The 17824-nt window shown below is 72.6% G+C and carries 14 protein-coding genes; 5 read left to right on the top strand and 9 right to left on the bottom strand.

The features are described from left to right. Positions 1-6 precede the first annotated feature (6 nt). Positions 7-2217, bottom strand: coding sequence for a molybdopterin cofactor-binding domain-containing protein (locus ABZX75_RS29335; protein WP_355415769.1), 2211 nt, complete (start codon positions 2215-2217; stop codon positions 7-9). A 497-nt stretch (positions 2218-2714) separates the two neighbouring features. On the opposite strand from ABZX75_RS29335, the gene ABZX75_RS29330 reads away from it, so the two are divergent. Beyond that, the gene (locus ABZX75_RS29330; protein ID WP_355415767.1) at positions 2715-2966 is read left to right on the top strand and encodes an SCO4226 family nickel-binding protein; all 252 of its coding nucleotides are present in this window, start codon (positions 2715-2717) and stop codon (positions 2964-2966) included. A 189-nt stretch (positions 2967-3155) separates the two neighbouring features. Continuing rightward, positions 3156-4580: a SpoIIE family protein phosphatase gene (locus tag ABZX75_RS29325; RefSeq protein ID WP_355415765.1), complete on the top strand. Its 1425-nt coding sequence runs from the start codon at positions 3156-3158 to the stop codon at positions 4578-4580. A 154-nt stretch (positions 4581-4734) separates the two neighbouring features. Here the strand turns inward: ABZX75_RS29325 and ABZX75_RS29320 are convergent, their stop codons facing one another. Beyond that, complete coding sequence (locus ABZX75_RS29320; protein ID WP_355415763.1) at positions 4735-6231, bottom strand: hypothetical protein; 1497 nt, start codon at positions 6229-6231, stop codon at positions 4735-4737. Between the two features lie 230 nt (positions 6232-6461). Here ABZX75_RS29320 and ABZX75_RS29315 point away from each other — a divergent pair, with 230 nt between their 5' ends. Then, on the top strand, positions 6462-7586 hold the full coding sequence (locus ABZX75_RS29315; protein WP_355415761.1) for an aminoglycoside phosphotransferase family protein: 1125 nt from the start codon (positions 6462-6464) through the stop codon (positions 7584-7586). Between the two features lie 200 nt (positions 7587-7786). Continuing rightward, a complete protein-coding gene (gene kstD, locus ABZX75_RS29310) occupies positions 7787-9562 on the top strand; it encodes a 3-oxosteroid 1-dehydrogenase (protein ID WP_355415759.1) in 1776 nt (591 codons plus the stop codon). A gap of 120 nt (positions 9563-9682) precedes the next feature. Here the strand turns inward: kstD and ABZX75_RS29305 are convergent, their stop codons facing one another. From ABZX75_RS29305 to ABZX75_RS29275, 7 genes are all read right to left on the bottom strand, one after another. Continuing rightward, complete coding sequence (locus ABZX75_RS29305) at positions 9683-10183, bottom strand: hypothetical protein (protein ID WP_355415757.1); 501 nt, start codon at positions 10181-10183, stop codon at positions 9683-9685. 164 nt (positions 10184-10347) lie between these two features. Beyond that, a complete protein-coding gene (locus ABZX75_RS29300; RefSeq protein ID WP_355415755.1) occupies positions 10348-11166 on the bottom strand; it encodes a maleylpyruvate isomerase N-terminal domain-containing protein in 819 nt (272 codons plus the stop codon). Between the two features lie 150 nt (positions 11167-11316). Beyond that, the gene (locus ABZX75_RS29295) at positions 11317-11556 is read right to left on the bottom strand and encodes a DUF397 domain-containing protein (RefSeq protein ID WP_355415753.1); all 240 of its coding nucleotides are present in this window, start codon (positions 11554-11556) and stop codon (positions 11317-11319) included. A 143-nt stretch (positions 11557-11699) separates the two neighbouring features. Next, the gene (locus tag ABZX75_RS29290; RefSeq protein WP_355415751.1) at positions 11700-12875 is read right to left on the bottom strand and encodes a thiolase domain-containing protein; all 1176 of its coding nucleotides are present in this window, start codon (positions 12873-12875) and stop codon (positions 11700-11702) included. Next, complete coding sequence (locus ABZX75_RS29285; RefSeq protein ID WP_355415749.1) at positions 12872-13930, bottom strand: thiolase domain-containing protein; 1059 nt, start codon at positions 13928-13930, stop codon at positions 12872-12874. The genes ABZX75_RS29290 and ABZX75_RS29285 overlap by 4 nt, the downstream gene beginning before the upstream one ends. After that, a complete protein-coding gene (locus tag ABZX75_RS29280) occupies positions 13930-14916 on the bottom strand; it encodes an OB-fold domain-containing protein (protein WP_355415747.1) in 987 nt (328 codons plus the stop codon). Before ABZX75_RS29280 ends, ABZX75_RS29285 begins: the two co-directional genes overlap by 1 nt. Before the next feature lie 227 nt (positions 14917-15143). Further along, on the bottom strand, positions 15144-15944 hold the full coding sequence (locus ABZX75_RS29275; protein ID WP_355415745.1) for a crotonase/enoyl-CoA hydratase family protein: 801 nt from the start codon (positions 15942-15944) through the stop codon (positions 15144-15146). 188 nt (positions 15945-16132) lie between these two features. Here ABZX75_RS29275 and ABZX75_RS29270 point away from each other — a divergent pair. Then, on the top strand, positions 16133-17824 hold a 1692-nt coding region (locus ABZX75_RS29270; protein ID WP_355415743.1), incomplete at its 3' end, for an acyl-CoA synthetase.

Below are 17824 nucleotides of genomic sequence, written 5' to 3'. Positions count from 1 at the left end.
CGGGGGCTATCGGGGGTAGGGCGTGAAGTCGACGTCGAAGTCGAGGGGGAAGCTGCGCGGCTTGGAACCGGTGGCCCGGGCCCAGGCGTTGGCGATCGCGCCGACCGCGGCGGGAACACCGAGCTCGCCCGCGCCGCCCGGCTCCTCGCCGGTGGCCGGCAGGACGAAGACCTGTACGTCACGCGGGGTGTCCCGCTGCGTCGCCCAGTGGAACTGGCTGTAACTCCCCTCCAGCGGAAGCCCCTTGTCCAGGTGCAGCCCGGCCCGCAGGGTGGTGGAGATGGCGTCGGTGAGGCCCCCGATCATCTGGGCCTCCAGCCCGCGCGGGTTGACGGGCAGGCCCACGTCGACGGCGATGACGGCCTTGGTGACGCGGACGCGCTCCGGGTCGCGGGTGTCGATCTCGACCAGGCAGGCGGTGCGGGACTTGTACTCCTCGTGGAAGGCGATGCCCTGCGCGCAGCCCGCCTCCATCGGCCGCCCCCACGCGCCCTCCGCCGCCGCCTTGTCGAGTACGGCTCGCTGGGCGGTGGTCTTCAGGAACGCGCGCCGGAACCGGTAGGGATCCCGCCCGGTCCGCTCGGCCAGTTCGTCGACCACGATCTCCTCGGCGCCGCGCGTGTTGGCGGAGTACACCGACCGCCAGGAGCCGGTGGGCATGCCGGTCGGCACCTCGGTCAGCGCCTGCGTGGTGAGGCCGAAGTGGTACGGGGACTTCACGGTGGTGAGGAAGAGCGTCTGGGCGAGCGTCGCATTGCCGATGCCGAGCGGCAGGTGCGCCGCGGTGGCGGTGATGATCTCGCCGAGTCCGTGCCGGAAGTCGGTCTCGGCGGCGGCGACGCGGTGCTCGAAGCTGAGTACTTCTCCGAGGAGGTGGGTGGCCCGGATCTTGTGATGGGTGGCCGGGCGCATCCGGCCGTGGCGGGTGTCGTCCACGCGGGTCCACATCAGCCGGACCGGGCGGCGGCAGGCCTGGGAGATCCTGGCCGCTTCCAGGGCCGCGTCGAAGAAGAGCCGCCGGCCGAAGGAGCCGCCGGCCTGGACCACGTGCACTTTCACCCGGTCGAGCGGCAGGCCGAGTTCGGCGGCGATGCTCTGCCGGGCCACGATCGGGGACTTGAGCCCGGACCAGATCTCGGCGCGGTCCTCCCGTACGTCGGCGACGGCGGAGTTGGTCTCCATCGGGGCGTGGCTGACGAAGGCGAAGTCGAACTCGGCGTCCACGTACGGGGTCAGCAGCGGCGGCACCACCAGCGGGGCGGTGGCGGCGCGCAGCTTGGCGCGGACCTGAGCGTCGGAGAGCTGGTCGGCGGGGCCCGGACCCCAGGTGACCCGGAGGGCGGCCTTGGCGTCGAGGGCCTGCCCGAAGGTCTCGGCGACGACCGCGACGCCGGTCGGGACGGTCACCACGTGCAGGACCCCGGGCATCGCCTTGACGGCGGCGAGGTTGTCGACGCCGCGCACGCTGCCGCCGACGGTGGGCGGGCGGCGCACCACGCACGGTTTGGCGCCGGGCACGTCGAGGTCGAGGGTGTACTGCTGGGCCCCGGTGACCATGGCGCGGGCGTCGACCCGGCCTGTCGGCTTCCCGACGAGGGCGTGCTCGGCGGTCTTCTTGGGGGTGGCGCCGAGTACGACGAGGCCGGGGTCGGCGGCGGCCGCGGCGAGAGCGCCGTAGTCGGCGGTGCGGCCGTCGGGGGCGCGGACGGCGCCGTTCGCGGTGGTCAGTGAGCCCGGGGCGAGGTTCCAGCGGCGGGCGGCGGCCGCGATCAGCCGGGCGCGGGCGGTGGCGGCGGTCTGCCGGACCGGCCCGTAGAGGGAGCGGATGGAATTGGAGGAGCCGGTGAGCTGGTTGAAGAGCAGCTCGGGCCGCGCGTCGTCCAGCTCCACCCGTACGTCCGCCAGTGGCGCGTCGAGTTCCTCCGCGACCAGCATCGCCACGGCGGTGGTGAGTCCCTGGCCCACCTCCTCGCGGGGCAGCCGGAAGCGGATGGTCCCGTCCGCCTCGACGGCGAGCGCCAGCAGGGCGGAGGTGGGCGCGCCGGCGAGGATGAACAGGTCACCGAGGTCGATGACGTCGGCGACGGCGGGCAGGCTCGGCACCACGGCGTGGGCGGACTGCGGGGCCAGCGCGTCGGCGCCGGCGCGCGTGACGAGGGCCAGGGTCGGCGCGGCGACGAGACAGGTGAGGAAGGAGCGGCGGCTCTGCCCGGTCATGTCGTCGTGTCCCCGCCCTGCGCGGGCCCGCTGGAGCGGACCTCTCCCCGGCTCGTTACCGACACGTAGAGTAGCGATCACCGGGTGGGCTCGGGAAGACCGGTAACAGGCCGGGATCAGAGGCGGGAATCGAGCCGGGCCCACCCTCTCCCGGCCCGGGAGCGGATCGCCGCCCAGGGGAGCGGATCGCCGCCCAGGGGAGCGGATCGCCGGCCCGGGAGCGGACGGGCAGTCAGCCGACACGACCTCGCCCGGCGTACGGGCGATGCCGGAGCCGGGGGTCCTCCGTTCGGGGGTACGGTCGCGGGCACCGTCCACCCGGCTCCCTCGCTCGTCCGCCCGCGCGGCACCCTTCGTACACCTCGGCCGCACGCTCGACCGCCCTCGTCCGGAGGGCCGGTTTCCGGCCGCCGCGGCGGCCCGGGCCGCCCGGCTCGACCAGCCCCCGCCGCGGGCGGACGATGGAGGGACCGGAAGACGGAAGGAGATGTGCCGCAATGGCCACATTCATGGATGTCCACACGGGCATGAAGGGCATTACATCCGAGCAGCTGTCCGCCGCCCACCGGGCGGACCTGGCCATCGAAGCCGATGAAGGCGTGCACTTCCAGAAGGCATGGGCCGACCCCGAGGCCGGCACGATCTACTGCCTGTCCGAGGCACCGTCCGCCGAGGCGGTCCAGCGCATCCACGAGCGTGCCGGGCACCCTGCGGACGAGATCCACCCCGTACCGCTGTCGGTGTCCTGACCTCGGCTGACCGAATTCATTCGCACACGAAAGGGGGGGTGGGAGGCAGCCGGGAGGCCTGCGGCATATGTCAGACGCAAGACCGTTACGGATGTTGCCAAACGCCTTACAGGCCGTCGCCGCCTGTGCAACAGTCGTTACCGGTCCTTCCGCCAGACTTGGCCGCGCCGCGCCTGTATCGGAGTGCTCATGCCGTCCCACCTGTTCGCGGACCGTCCCGCGCAACCGCCCGAGCCGGGATCGGTGGACGCGCTGATCTCGCAGACCCGGCGGCTCCGGGGAGAAGTGGACGCGGTCCGCCGCGACACCGTCGTGGACGACGACGACGCCCAGGGCCGCTGGCAGCGTGCACTGTGCGATCTCGCCGTCCACCACCTCGACGACCTCGGCCAGCATCTCGGCCAGCTCAAGGAGGGCCTGCCGCCCGCACCCGAGCTGATCGAGCTGCCGCACGCGGCGCCCGAAGCCGCCTGCGAGGACCGCCAGACCCGGGTCGGCAGCGCCGAGTGGAACCTGCTGACCGATGAGGTCACCTGGTCCGACGAGCTCTTCCAGATCTTCGGCCGCTCCCCCGAGGCGGGCGCGCCCCCCCTCGACGAACTGGGCTCCACCCTCTTCTCCGAGGACCAGCCACTGCTCACCGCGTGGCTCACCGCGTGTCTGGTGGACGGCAAGCCCATCGACGGCGAGTTCCGCATCGTCCGCACCGACGGCCGGGTCCGGACCCTGCACATGAGGGGTGAGCCGGTACTCGACTCCGACGGCTGCACCGCCTCCATGTGGGCCGTCATGCGGGACGTGAGCGAGCTGCGCCGCAGCCAGCGGGCCGTGCGCGAGTCCCGCGACTCCCTCCAGCGCCGGCGGGAGATCGCGCAGACCGAGCACCGGCTCGCGGTCGAACTGCAGGAAGCGGTCCTCCCCCCGTGGCGCGGCTCCCTGCGGTTCCCGCACCGCAACGCCGGCACGCTGGACGTGGCCGCGCACTATCTGCCGTCCGCGACCAGCGCGCTGATCGGCGGCGACTGGTACGACGCGCTCGAACTCCCCGACGGGCGTTCGATGCTGACGGTCGGTGACCTGACCGGGCACGGCGTGACCGCCACCTCCGGCATGGCGATGATGCTGGGCGCCCTGCGCGGGATGGCCATGGCCGGGATCGAACCCGGCCCGCTGATGGGCTGGCTCAACCAGCTCCTGGAAACCTCCGTACAGCCCGCGCTCGGCTCGGCCGTCTGCTGCCGCTACGATCCCGCGCGCCGCGTACTGGCCTGGGCGCAGGCCGGCCACCCCGCCCCGCTCCTGTTCCGCCGCGGATCGGGCCGCTCCCTGCTGCCGCCCGAGGGCGTGCTGCTCGGAGCGACCTCCGGAGCCGCGTACGGGCAGGCCGAGGAACCGCTCGAAGTGGGCGACGTCCTCATCCTGCACACGGACGGGCTGACACCGCGCAGCATCGAGTTCAGCCGGACGGACGGGACCGAGCGGCTGCTGGCGATCGCGCCGCGGTTCTCGGCTGCGCGCTCGGCGCAGGAATGCGTACGGATGGTGATCGAGGAGTTCGGCGAGAGCGAGCGCGAGGACGACGCCTGCGTGCTGGTGGCCCGGGTCGGCGGGTAGGGCGACCGCCCCGCCCGTACGGGGTCCAGGTCGTGCGGAATACCGGGGGTGTCCAGCGCCTTCAGGGCCGCGCCGGGAGGCGCGGCCTTTCTCGTCTCCGTACGGGGGCCGACGCAGGCGCCGGGGCACGGCTCGGGACAGGCCGGGGGCGGAGCTACACCTTCGTACCGCGCGCGCTGCGCGGCGCCGGGCTGTCCGGGAGGGCCAGCTCGATCTCCTGGCGCAGGTCCTCGATGCGCCCGTAACCCGCGTACTGGCCGGTGAGCCGGTACATCTCGCGCAGCCGGTCCCATGTCCGGTGCGAGGAGGTCTCGTTCATCGAGACCAGGGCGAGGCGGGCGTAGCGGTCGGCCTGCTCCGGGTCGTCGGCGATGAAGCAGGCCGAGGCCATCGAGATGTAGTCGAAGATCTGCGAGCGCTGGTAGCCGTCGCCGCGCAGCCGCAGCGCCTGCCTGGCGTGCCGTGCGGCGATCGGCGCCGCCGTGGCGTCGTGGTCGGCGAGTGTCCGGTACGCCAGGGCCTGCATGCCGTGCAGATCCGCCTCGTCGAAGTGCTGCATCCAACTCGGCGCCGGCACATCGCCCTTGTCGGAGACGAAGAGCTCCTCCGCCTCGCCCAGCGTGCGGCGCATGGCCTGGCCCTTGCCCATGGCGGCCTGCGCCCAGGCCTCGATGGTGTGCAGCATGGCGCGGGTGCGCGGCAGCGTCTGCTCGCCGGAGCCGGACTGGGCCAGCTTCATCAGGTCGAGCGCCTCGTGGGGCTTGCCGAGGTGAACCATCTGGCGGGCGGCGCGGGACAGGGCCTCGCCCGCGCGCGGCCGGTCGCCTCCCTCGCGGGCCGCGTGCGCGGCGATGACGAAGTACTTCTGCGCCGTCGGTTCCAGGCCCACGTCGTGGGACATCCAGCCCGCCAGCACCGCCAGGTTGGCCGCCACCCCCCACAGGCGCCGCTGGAGGTGGTCGGGGTGGTGGTAGGCGAGCATGCCGCCCACCTCGTTGAGCTGGCCGACGACGGCCTTGCGCTGGAGGCCGCCGCCTCTGGAGGCGTCCCAGGCGCGGAAGACGTCCACGGAACGTTCGAGGGCCTCGATCTCCTGCGAGCCGATCGGGGCGGCCTCGTAGCGGTCGTAACCCGCCGGGTCGGCCTGGAAGGAGCCGCCGAAGCGCTGCGCCTCCTCGGTGACGGCGGGGTCGGTGTGGAGCCAGTCGTACATGGCGTTGCTGAGGACGGAGCCGGCGGTGAGCGCGGCGCCCGCGCCCATCAGACCGCGACGGTTGAGCATGAGGTCCATTCCCGTGAATTCGGTGAGGACCGCGGCTGTGCGTTCGGGCGCCCAGGGCACTTGGTCGGGGTTGTCCTTCGCCCCGTCCGGCTGCCGTTTCGAGGTGCGCCGCTGCCGTACGAACCCGAGGTCCTCGATGGTCACGACACGACCGAGCCGCTCGGTGAACAGTGCTGCCAGTACCGTGGGCACCGGCTCGCGCGGGGTCTCCCCCAGGTCGATCCAGCGCCGCACCCGCGAGGTGTCGGTGGCCAGCTGGTGGTGGCCCATGGCCGCCGCCTGCCGATTGACCATCCTCGCCAGTTCGCCCTTCGACCAGCCGGCCAGGCCGAACAGGTCGTTGAGGCGGGTGTTCGGACCTTTGCTCACGTCAAGCCCCCAGGTTCTCGGCTGAGTTGACAGTAACCCCCCGTCAGGTGCCGAGCGACTATTCGCCAGGGTTCGCCAGGGCACGCCTGATGGTCCGCCACCCACGGCCGGGTGTCAGGTAGGAATGCGCCTCCCCGACCCGGTCACCGGCGGAACTCCCCAGGGTGAAGTACGGGATCCGGCGGGGCGGCGTATGAAACCAGTCGGCGCACGAAGGGATCCGTAACGCCATGTACGCAGCAACGTCCTCCGTGTCCGCCCCGGTCCGGCCGCACCGCACGCTCCAGGCCGGCGGCGGCCCTTACCTCGAATCCAGCCGTCCCGCGACCCCGGTGCAAGGCGCCGTCCGGGCGCGCCGGATGCCGGTGACCGGAGCGCAGCCGCTCAGCGGAAGAATCGACCTCTCGGGACCCCAGGGCGCGCAGTTGCGGACCGCGCTCGCCTCGGTGCAGCGGATCTGTCCGGAGTTCACGCCGGTGCAGGTGCTGCGGCGCAGCGGCCGGTCGGTCCTCCTGGTGGGCACCACCGGGCGGATGACCGCCGTCGCCAAGGTTTTACTGGATCATTCGCCCGAGTGGCGCGAGCGGTACCGGCACGAAATAGCGGCGTACCGGACGTTCGTCCGTCACCGCCCGCCGGTCCGGGTGCCGCGTCTGATCGCGGCCGACCCGGAGAACTGCACGCTGGTGGTCGAGCGGATGGCGGGCAGGGTGGCGGCGCTGCAACGGCACCCGGTGGAGGCTCCGCCGAGAGTCGACGTACGGGCGGCCGTGGGAGCGATCTGCCGGGTCAACCAGTGGCGTCCGCCGGCCGAGCTGTTCGGCAGCCCGCTGAACTACTCGCGGCGGATCTTGCGCGACTACGAGCTCGGCCTGCTGACCGACCGTGACCTCGGCGACCTGCAGAAGCTGATGCACGGTGTGAAACTGTCGGGCACCGCACTGCAGTTCAACCACGGCGACGCGCTGCTGTCGAATCTGCTGCTGTCCCCGGCCGGGCCGGTGCTGCTCGACTGGGAGCACGCGGGCTGGTACCTGCCGGGCTACGACCTGGCCACGCTGTGGACGGTACTGGGCGACGCCCCGGCCGCTCGCGGCCAGATCAGCCGCCTCGCCCAGTCGGCCGGCCCGGCCGCGCGGGACGCCTTCCTGGTCAATCTGATGCTGGTGCTGACCCGGGAGATCCGGATGGCCGAGACGGCGGTGCAGCGCTCGATGCTGTCGGCCGCCCCGACCCGCCCCCTGCCGGCGGGGGCCGTGTCCTGCGGTGAGGAGCAGCGGCTGCTGCTGCGCCGTCTGCACGACGACGCCGGAATGGCCCGCAGAGCGGTCCGCGCGGCGGTCGGCACCCGCTGACACCGGAGCCCGGCGCGCCGGGTACGAATTCCCGTGGTCCACGCACCTGGTGCGCGGGCCACGGGAATTCGTGTGTCCGGGCCGGCTCGCGGGGCGCGGCGCGGGGCTTGACATCCCATGATCCCCCGAACACCTTCTCTGACTCAGCATCAGAATGCTGGAAGCTCCCTCCTTCCTCCCCACGCCGCTGGAGCCCGCCCATGTCCGCAAGCACTTCGCCGTCCGCTCCTCCCTCACGCCGGGCGGTCCTCGCCGGGGCAGGGGCCGGGGTCCTCGCCGCCACCGTGCGGTCCTCCACCGCCGCGCGGGCCGCCGACGGCCTCGCGCTCGGCGCGTACGACGTCGTCGTGGTCGGATCCGGGGCCGCCGGGATGACGGCGGCGCTCACCGCCGCCCGGCGGGGGCTGAGCGTGCTGGTGATCGAGAAGGCCCCCACCTTCGGCGGGTCGGCCGCGCGCTCCGGGGCCGGGATCTGGCTGCCGAACAACTCGGTGATCCTGGCGGCGGGAGTGCCCGACACCCCGCAGAAGGCGGCGACGTACCTCTCGGCCGTCGTCGGTCCCGAGGTGCCGGCCGACCGCCAGGCGGCGTTCCTCGCCAACGGGTCCCGGATGCTGGACTTCGTGATGGCCCGCAGCCCCCTGCGGTTCCGTTACATGGAGGGGTACAGCGACTACTACCCCGACCTGCCGGGCGGGCTGCCAGGCGGCCGGTCCATCGAACCGGACCAGATCGACGGCAATGTCCTGGGCGCCGAACTGGCCCGCCTGAACCCTGCGTACATGCCTGTCCCGGCCGGGATGGTGGTGTTCAGCCAGGACTACAAGTGGCTGAACCTCGCGGCGGTGAACGCCAAGGGGCTCGCGGTGTCCACCGAGTGCCTGGCCCGCGGCACGGCGGCGGCGCTGCGCGGCGAGAAGCCGCTGACGATGGGACAGGCCCTGGCGGCCGGGCTGCGCGCCGGACTGCTGCGGGCGGGGGTGCCGGTGTGGCTGAACAGTCCGCTGGTCGACCTGGTCCACGAGAACGGGGCGGTCACCGGGGTCGTGGTGGAGAAGGAGGGAGTACGGGGCGTCGTACGGGCGGGGCGCGGCGTGATCATCGGCTCGGGCGGCTTCGAGCACGACGCGCAGATGCGGGCGCAGTACCAGCAGCAGCCGATCGGCACCCAGTGGTCGGTCGGGGCGAAGGAGAACACCGGCGACGGCATCCGGGCCGGGCAGCGGGCCGGAGCCGCGCTGGCGCTGATGGAGGACGCCTGGTGGGGACCGTCGATACCGCTGCCCGGAGAACCGTACTTCTGCCTCGCCGAACGCACCCTGCCGGGAGGCCTGATCGTGAACGGCGACGGCGCGCGGTTCGTCAACGAGGCGGCCCCGTACAGCGATGTGGTGCACGTGATGTACGAGAAGGACCGGGGCTCGACCGGTTCGCACATCCCGGCGTGGCTGATCGTGGATCAGAACTACCGCAGCAAGTACCTGTTCAAGGACATCCTGCCGACGATGGCCTTCCCGGACGCGTGGTACGAGTCCGGCGCGGCGAAGAAGGCGTGGACGTGGGACGCGCTGGCCGGCCTGATCGGGGTCCCGGCGGCGGCGCTGCGGGCGACGCTCAACCGGTTCAACGCGCTGGCGCAGAACGGGACCGACTCCGACTTCCACCGCGGCGACACGGCGTACGACCACTACTACACGGACCCGAACGTGCGGCCGAACTCGTGCCTGGCGCCGGTGTGGGCCCCGCCGTTCTACGCGTTCAAGATCGTGCCGGGAGACCTGGGCACGAAGGGCGGCATCGTGACCGACGCGCGCGCCCGGGCGCTGCGGGCGGACGGCTCGGTGATCCGCGGCCTGTACGCGGCGGGCAACGCGAGCGCGGCGGTGATGGGCCACAGCTACGCGGGGGCCGGATCGACGATCGGCCCCGCGATGACGTTCGGCTACGTGGCGGCGAACGACATCGCGGACGGGTGACCTCTGGAGCGCCGGTCGAGGGCCGGCCTTGGGGATTGTCGGCCCCGGGCGCACTAGTCCCTGGGGGGCTGGTCCTCGGGAGTCCTGGTTCCGGGAGTCCTGGTTCCGGTGGGCCTGGTCCTAGCCCTGCTGGAAGAGCTCGGCGGGGAGCGGCTTCAGGAGGGCGTAGAGGTCATCGGTGATCGGGCGGTCCCAGCTGGCGATGGTGACCAGCACGTTGTCACTGCGGTCGAACTGGACGCAGGAGACGCGGGACTCCGACAGCTTGATCTTCCGGACGATGAGGAGGTTGTCGCCCTGCATGACGGGGCAGTCCTCGGCACCGGTGACCTCGACGTCCTCGTCGTTCTCCAGTGCGTCGAGGAGCTGGGCCACCTCGAAGGGGACCTGTCCGTCCTCGAGGTCCCGGGCGGGCGAACCCTCGGGGAGGTTTCCGATGATCATCGCGGGGCCGCGTCCGCCGAACAGGTCGTAGCGGAGGAAGACACCCTGGCAGCTGCCGTCGGGCGCGGGCAGCAGCCCGGCCCCGAGATTGCCCGGCCAGTCCCCCGGGTCCATGGCCAGGACGTCGAAGTCCGGGCCGGCGGGTGTGGCGGCGCGGTGGCGGCGGAGGAAGGACATGCCGCCATGGTACGTGGCCGCACGCGTTTTCCGGCCCGGGGGCCCTCATCCGCCCGGGCCCGGGAGCCGTGCCCCGGGCCGCCCCCGCCGTCACGCCGCCCCCGCCGGAGTCCGTGCCCTCCGGCGCCGCCGCCCCCGGCGGATCGCGCCTCCTGCCGGGCCCGTCAGACCGGCGGGACCAGCGCGAAGTAGTGCGGGAGCAGCCCGGCGTCACCCGTGGTCCGCAAGGCGGTGGCGGGGAGGCGTCGCCAGAGGAAGAGGGCGAGGTCCGAGGCCGAGGCCGCGGCCTCGACGTCCACCGGGCCGGTGGAACCGGGCTCCAGATGGATCTCGTCGGCCGAGAAGGCGACGGTCCAGGATTCCGGGCCGTCCATACGCCGGAAGCGGTACCGCTCACCCGCGCCCGCCGGGGCCGCCTGCCAGGAGCGCCGTGCGGGGGCCATCACCTCGAAGCTCTGTGACACGGCGTCCGCCGCCAGGCGAGGATCCAGGGGGCTCGGGCTCCCCGCCGCGAACTGGGCGTCCCAGCGGTGGACGGCCAGCTCGATCGTCTGCATCCGCAGCCAGAAGCCCGAGGTGCGCTCCACCGACCAGGTCCACACCGGCACATCGGGCCCGAGTTCGCGCAGCAGCCCCTCCAAGGCCCGCGCACCCTCGGTGAACCAGTCGATGAGCGCGCCCGGCACCGGCCCCCGGTTCGGCGCCCGGTCCGGCACGGGCCACGCGGCCCGGATCTCCGGGTCGGCGGGGATCCCGTACAGGGAGAGATCCCCCGGGTCCGGAGCCTCGACGAGCCGCTCCCGCAGGATGTGGGCGACGTACCGCTGCACTCCCCCCAGGTGCCCGACCAGGTCGGACACCGTCCAGCCCGGGCACGAGGGGACCGCCGGCGCGGGCTGCCCGGGGCCGGCGGCCCGGCGGACGGCCTGCTCGAATGCCGCTGCCTCGCTGTGGAAGTGGGAGAGCCGGGTGATGTGGTCCATACGGATCACCCTGCCCGCCGGGCGGCGGTTCCTCCCTCCCATGAGCTACGGGCGAACACCCCCGCGCCCGTCGGCGGTCCCTGACCGCCGGTACGGCCGGCCACCGGGCGGCTCCCCGCCCGGTGGTGCGCCGCGTCCGCAGGACACCGCCTACGTCAGGTCGAACTCCCCGCCCCGCGCGTTCAGCACGAACCTGCGCCACTCGTCCGGCGCGAAGATCAGCGAGGGGCTCTCGGGGCGGTCGCTGTTGCGCATCGCGATGAAGCCCTCGACGAAGGCGATCTGAACGTCACCGGCCCCCCGGCTGCTCGACTGCCAGTCCGCCCCGCTGAGATCGAGGTCCGGCTTCCCCCAGCCGGCCAGGGGCTGTGAAGTCATGCTCTCGGCCACGTGCGTGCTCCTCCCGGTACGTCGTCCGGGGGCAAGGTTAACCATCGCGGCGGGTGCCGCACAGACCACGGGGAGTCACCTGTGACCGGTGCGGCGCCCCCGCCCCTCCCGCGCCCACGGTGCGCGTTCGGTTCAGGAGGTCGTCAGGAGGTCGGCTGATCGGCCCCCACCAGCCACATCGAGAAGAACTGCGCGCCGCCGCCGTACGCGTGTCCGAGCGCCCGGCGGGCTCCCGGGACCTGGTGTTCGCCGGCCTGGCCGCGGACCTGGAGTGCCGCCTCGGCGAAGCGGATCATGCCGGAGGCGCCGATCGGGTTGGTGGACAGGACACCTCCGGACGGATTCACGGGGAGGTCGCCGTCGAGTTCGGTGACCCCCGCCTCGGTAAGTTTCCAGCCCTCGCCCTCCGCGGCGAAGCCGAGGTTCTCCAGCCACATCGGCTCGTACCAGGAGAACGGCACGTACAGCTCCGCCGCGTCGATCTCGCGGCGCGGATCCGAGATGCCCGCCTGACGGTAGACGTCGGCGGCGCAGTCCTTGCCGGCCTGCGGCGAGACGAAGTCCTTGCCCGCGAAGAGGGTGGGTTCGCTGCGCATCGCCCCGCCGTGCATCCAGGCCGGCGGTTTCGGCGAACGGGCCGCTCCCGCACGGTCGGTGAGGATCATCGCGCAGGCGCCGTCCGAGGAGGGGCAGGTCTCGGAGTAGCGGATCGGGTCCCACAGCATCGGCGAGGCCTGGACCTTCTCCAGCGTGATGTCGTGCTCGTGCAGGTGCGCGTACGGGTTCTTCAGCGCGTTGCGGCGGTCCTTGTACGCCACCAGCGAGCCCACGGTGTCGGGCGCGCCGGTGCGCCGCATGTACGCCCGCACGTGCGGGGCGAAGAAGCCGCCCGCGCCCGCCAGCAGCGGCTGTTGGAAGGGGACGGGCAGTGAGAGGCCCCACATGGCGTTGGATTCGGACTGCTTCTCGAAGGCCAGGGTGAGGACCGTGCGGTGCACGCGGGCCGCGACGAGGTGGGAGGCGACCAGGGCGGTGGAGCCGCCGACCGAACCAGCCGTGTGCACGCGGAGCATCGGCTTGCCGACCGCGCCCAGCGCATCCGCCAGATAGAGCTCCGGCATCATCACGCCCTCGAAGAAGTCGGGGGCCTTGCCGATGACGACCGCGTCGATGTCCGCCCAGGTCAGCTCGGCGTCCGCGAGGGCGCGGGAGGCGGCTTCCCGGACCAGCCCCGCGAGGGAGACGTCGTGGCGGGCCGCGACGTGCTTGGTCTGGCCGATGCCGACGATCGCGACCGGTTCTTTGCCCGTCCTGCTCATGCCGGGTCCCCTTCCAGGACGGCGACCAGGTTCTGCTGGAGGCAGGGGCCTGAGGTGGCGTGCGCGACGGCCCGGTCGGACTCGCCGCGGTGGATCCGGGCTGCCGCCTCGCCGATCCGGATCAGGCCCGCGGCCATGACCGGGTTGGCGGCGAGCGCCCCGCCCGACGGGTTGACGGCCACCTCGGGGCCGAGCCCGAGGGCCTTGCGGAGCACGACCTCCTGGGAGGAGAACGGGGCGTGCAGTTCGGCCGTGTCCACCGGCCGTTCGAAGACCCCCGCGCGCTCGGCGGCCAGCCGGGTGGACGGGGAGTCGGTGAGGTCGCGCAGGCCCAGCCCGTGGGCCTCGATGCGGTGGTCGATGCCGGTGATCCAGGCGGGCCGCTCGCACAGCCGGCGCGCGAGGTCACCCGCGGCCAGGATCACCGCCGCCGCACCGTCACTGACGGGCGGGCAGTCCCCGGTGCGCAGCGGCGCCACCTGGTAGTCGCCCTGCGGGACGGCGCCGGTGAGCTGTGCGTGCGGATTGGCCTCGGCGGCGGCCCGGCTGCGGGCGCCGATGGCGGCCAGGGCGGGCTCGTCGGTCTCGCCCGCGTCGATGAGCGCCTGGGCTTGCAGGGCGGCCAGGGCGACCGAGTCCGGCCAGAGCGGGGCGGCGTAGTAGGGGTCGAGCTGGCGTGTCAGGACGTCGCGTACGGATCCCGGCGAGGACTTCCCGTACCCGTAGACGAGGGCGGTGTCGGCCTCGCCGGTCTGGATCTTGACCCAGGCCTCGTAGAGGGCCCAGGCGCCGTCCATCTCGACGTGCGACTCCGAGATCGGCGGCCAGGCGCCGACCCCGTCGAGGGTCATGGTGAAGGAGAAGGCCCGGCCCGCCAGGTAGTCGCTGGAGCCGGAGCAGGTGAAACCGATCTCGCCGGCCTTCAGCCCGGTCCGGGTGAGCACTTGGTGCAGCACGGGCATGACCATCTCGACTTCGCTGAGCTCGTCGGTACGGCGCAGGTGGTCGCTCTGCGCGAAGGCGACCACCGCCACGTCGCGGGCGTATCGGGCCATCAGATGAGCTCCTTGTACGCGTCGTAGTCCGCGTCCGGCTCGCCGGTGGGGCGGTAGTGGTCTGGGTAGCGGCCGCCTTCGGTCCATACCGGTTCGACGCGCAGGCCCATGCGGACCTGGTCGTACGGGATGCCGCCGATCCGGCCGTGGAGGGCGAGGCCGGCCCCGTCGAGGGCGATGTGGGCGTAGACGTAGGGGACTTCGATGTCGTCGTTCCCGGCGTTGCGCGCCTTGATGTTGACGATGCAGTACGTGGTCACCGTGCCCGCCGGGCCGACCTCGACCTGGTCGGTGGTGGCGACCCCGCAGGTGGGGCAGGCGCCGCGCGGCGGGACGTACACCTTGTGGCAGGAGGGGCAGCGCTCGCCGACGGTCTTCCGCTCGGCGAGGGCGTTGATGTACGCGGTCTGCGCGCGGCCGGGGCTGTACGAGTAGTCCAGGCGGGCGGCGGCGACGATGCCGGTGACGGGGTCGCCGAACACGCCGTCGTGCGGGGCCGGTTGGGGATTCTCGGCGCCCTCGGCGCCCTGGGCGCCCTCGGCCGGTTCGAAACAGGCGATGTCGGTGATGGCCCCGGTGCGGTCGGCGGCCCAGCGGACGCGGACCCGCATGCCGGTGCGCACGGCCTCGGGGCCGGGTGCGTCGAGGGCGTGCAGCAGGGCGGTGTCCGCGCCGTCGAGCTTGACCAGCACCCAGGCGAAGGGGGTGCCGAGGGGCTGGTGGGGCCGGGGCAGACCGTTCCAGGCCCAGGTGGTGACGGTCCCGGTGGCGGCGACCTCGACGAGCTCGCGGATCTCTTCGGCGGTGACGGGGTCGTATTCGGCGGGCGGGACCATCACCCTGCCGTCGGAGGTCCGCACGCCGAGCACGACGCCCTCGCGCAGCCCGGTGAGAAAGGCACTCTGAACGGGCCCGAGGGACCGGGTGAAGGGAAACTCGACGACGAGTGGCGCGCGCAGCACTTCGGGTGGGGACACGGCGGTCATGCTGACTCTCCGATTCTCCGTGGCGATGGAACGACTTCAACCCCGCCGGCTTCAGCCCCGCCGGCGTTTGGGCGCACCCCCAGCCCCGCCGGCGTTTGAGGCGCGGGGTCTGGGGCAGCGCCCCAGCAGCCGGTCCGCAGGGGCGGGGTCCCGTGGCGGGGTCGGGGCCGACAGGCCCAGGGGGCCCGGGGGCCGGGGCCCGGGGCCCGGGGGCGGAGCCCGGGCGGCTACTCCCGCCGGTACACCGCCGGCCGCTTCTCCGCAAAGGCCCGCGCCCCCTCCTTCGCATCCGCCGTGTCGAAGACCGGCCACCCCCGCCGGAGCTCCGCGGCCAGCCCCTCCGTCTCCGTCAGCTCGGCGCTCTCGTAGACGGACGCCTTCACCGCCTCGACGGCCAGCGGCCCACACGCGTTGATCCGCTCGGCGATCTCCAGGGCCTTGTCCAGCGCCGTGCCGTCGGGCACCACCTGCCCGACGAGGCCGATCCGCGCTGCCTCCTCGGCCGAGTACGGGCGCCCGGTCAGCAGCATCTCCAAGGCGTGGGTGCGCGGGATCTGGCGCGGCAGCCGAACCGTGGAGCCGCCGATCGGGAACAGGCCTCGCTTGACCTCGAAGAGCCCGAAGGTGGCGCCCTCACCCGCGACCCGGATGTCGGTGCCCTGCAGGATCTCGGTCCCGCCGGCCACGCAGTACCCCTCCACCGCCGCGATCACCGGTTTGCGCGGCCGGTGGTGGCGGAGCATCGCCTTCCAGTGCAGGTCGGGGTCGGCCGTCAGCCGGTCGCGGTAGTGGTCGCCCGCCATCCCCTTCCCGGCCAGCGCCTTGAGGTCCATGCCGGCGCAGAAGTCCCCGCCCGCGCCGGTCAGCACCACCGAGCGGATCGCGTCGTCGGCGTCCGCCTCCAGCCAGCCGTCGTACAGACCCACCAGCAGCGGCAGCGAGAGCGCGTTCTTCGCCTCGGGCCTGTTCATGGTGAGCACCAGCGTGGCGCCGTGCCGTTCCACGGTCAGGTGTTCCGTCCCACCCATGGCCGTCCTCCCGTCTCAAGACCTAGAACAGGTTGCAGTAGGGGCCGGTGCAGTTCAATAGTTTTCTGACACTCAGTCAGATTTTTTGGACGGCGCCCTTCCCAGTGGGGACGCGCGGCGCTGTAATGACCGCCGGAGCAGACCGCCCGTGCGTTCAGCCATGGGGACTTCCGGGGTCAGGAGGAACGGTGGAGTACAACCTTGCCGACCTGTTCGAGTCGGTCGTGGACGTGGTTGCGGACCGTGAGGCCCTCGTGTACGTGGACCACCCCGGGACCGGCGCCGAGCGTCGACTCACGTACGCGGAGCTGGACACGGCGGCGAACCGCATCGCGCACCACCTGGTGGACAGCGGGCTGAAAGCCGGCGAGCACCTGGGCCTGCACCTCTACAACGGGATCGAGTACTTGCAGACCGTCCTGGCCTGCCTGAAGGCGCGGCTGGTGCCGGTGAACGTCAACTACCGGTACGTGGAGGAGGAGCTGGTCTACCTCTACAACGACGCCGACCTCGCCGCGCTCGTCTTCGAGGGGGAGTTCACCGAGCGGGTGGCCGCCGCGCTGCCGCAGACCACGAAGCTCCGGCACCTGATCCGGGTCGGGCCGGCTCCCGCGGGCGCTCCGGAGCCCGCGATCGCGCCGGTACCGTACGCCGACGCGGAGGCGGCCGGTTCCCCCGAGCGCGGGTTCCCGGCCCGGTCGGCGGACGACCTCTTCATCATCTACACCGGCGGCACCACCGGCATGCCCAAGGGCGTCATGTGGCGTGCCGAGGACCTCTTCTTCGCGGGGCTCTTCGGCGGCGACCCCGCCGGCGAGCCGGTGAAGCGGCCCGAGGAGCTGGCCGAGCGGGTCGCGGCGGGCGGCGCCGGGCTCACCTTCTTCCCGGCTCCCCCGCTGATGCACGGCACGTCGACGCTGACCTCGTTCGTCGCCCTCAACTACGGCCAGCGGATCGTCATCCACCGCAAGTACGCGCCCGAGGAAGTGCTCCGTACGATCGAGAAGGAGAAGGTCTCCAGCGTGTCTCTGGTGGGCGACGCGATGCTCAGGCCGCTCATCGACGCCCTGAACGGCCCGCTCAAGGGGACGGACCTGTCCTCGCTGTTCAGCGTCTCCTCGTCCGGCGCGATCATGTCGGAGACGGTGCGCGCCGAGTTCCAGCGGCTCGTGCCGAATGTGCTGCTCCTGAACAACTTCGGGTCGTCCGAGTCCGGCTCCAACGGCAGGGCGACGGACGACTCCGGCCCGGAGAAGGGCTTCCGCCTGGAGGTCAACGACCGTACGCGGGTGGTGGATCCGGTGACGCACGAGCCCGTACGGGTGGGCGAACCGGGGCGCCTCGCACAGCGCGGCCACGTCCCGCTCGGCTACTACAACGACCCGGCCAAGACCGCCGAGACCTTCTTCCAGAAGGGCACGGAGCGCTGGGTGCTGCTCGGCGACATGGCGACCGTCGACGAACAGGGCATCGTCACGGTCCTCGGGCGCGGCTCGCAGTGCATCAACACCGGTGGTGAGAAGGTCTATCCGGAGGAGGTCGAGCAGGCGCTGAAGTCCCATCCGGGCGTGTACGACGCGCTGGTGGCCGGCGTCCCGGACCCGAAGTGGGGCAGCCACGTCGCCGCGGTGGTGCAGGTCAGGGCCGGGTCGCCGGACCCCACGCTGGACGAGATCCAGGCCCATTGCCGCACCAGGCTCGCGGGTTACAAGATCCCCCGCCAGCTGGTCATCGCGCCCGCCATCCAGCGCTCGCCGAGCGGCAAGGCGGACTACCGCTGGGCGAAGGCGGTGGCGACGGAGGCCGGGCGCGATGACCAGCTGGCGGGGGATCTTGTAACCCGCGAGCCTGGTGCGGCAATGGGCCTGGATCTCGTCCAG

Origin of the sequence: Streptomyces sp. NPDC003038, assembly GCF_040611115.1 — a bacterium.
Taxonomy (GTDB): domain Bacteria; phylum Actinomycetota; class Actinomycetes; order Streptomycetales; family Streptomycetaceae; genus Streptomyces.
Note: the sequence above shows the minus strand (reverse complement) of the source record. Positions and strands in the feature narration are given on the sequence as shown.

Bases quoted from the DNA above. Each gene is read 5' to 3' on its own strand.
- ABZX75_RS29275 (WP_355415745.1), bottom strand. From the start codon at position 15,944: ATGGGTGGGACGGAACACCTGACCGTGGAACGGCACGGCGCCACGCTG.
- ABZX75_RS29280 (WP_355415747.1), bottom strand. From the start codon at position 14,916: ATGACCGCCGTGTCCCCACCCGAAGTGCTGCGCGCGCCACTCGTCGTC.
- ABZX75_RS29335 (WP_355415769.1), bottom strand. From the start codon at position 2,217: ATGACCGGGCAGAGCCGCCGCTCCTTCCTCACCTGTCTCGTCGCCGCG.
- ABZX75_RS29305 (WP_355415757.1), bottom strand. From the start codon at position 10,183: ATGTCCTTCCTCCGCCGCCACCGCGCCGCCACACCCGCCGGCCCGGAC.
- ABZX75_RS29290 (WP_355415751.1), bottom strand. From the start codon at position 12,875: ATGAGCAGGACGGGCAAAGAACCGGTCGCGATCGTCGGCATCGGCCAG.
- ABZX75_RS29300 (WP_355415755.1), bottom strand. From the start codon at position 11,166: ATGGACCACATCACCCGGCTCTCCCACTTCCACAGCGAGGCAGCGGCA.
- ABZX75_RS29325 (WP_355415765.1), top strand. From the start codon at position 3,156: ATGCCGTCCCACCTGTTCGCGGACCGTCCCGCGCAACCGCCCGAGCCG.
- ABZX75_RS29330 (WP_355415767.1), top strand. From the start codon at position 2,715: ATGGCCACATTCATGGATGTCCACACGGGCATGAAGGGCATTACATCC.
- ABZX75_RS29285 (WP_355415749.1), bottom strand. From the start codon at position 13,930: ATGGCCCGATACGCCCGCGACGTGGCGGTGGTCGCCTTCGCGCAGAGC.
- kstD (WP_355415759.1), top strand. From the start codon at position 7,787: ATGTCCGCAAGCACTTCGCCGTCCGCTCCTCCCTCACGCCGGGCGGTC.
- ABZX75_RS29315 (WP_355415761.1), top strand. From the start codon at position 6,462: ATGTACGCAGCAACGTCCTCCGTGTCCGCCCCGGTCCGGCCGCACCGC.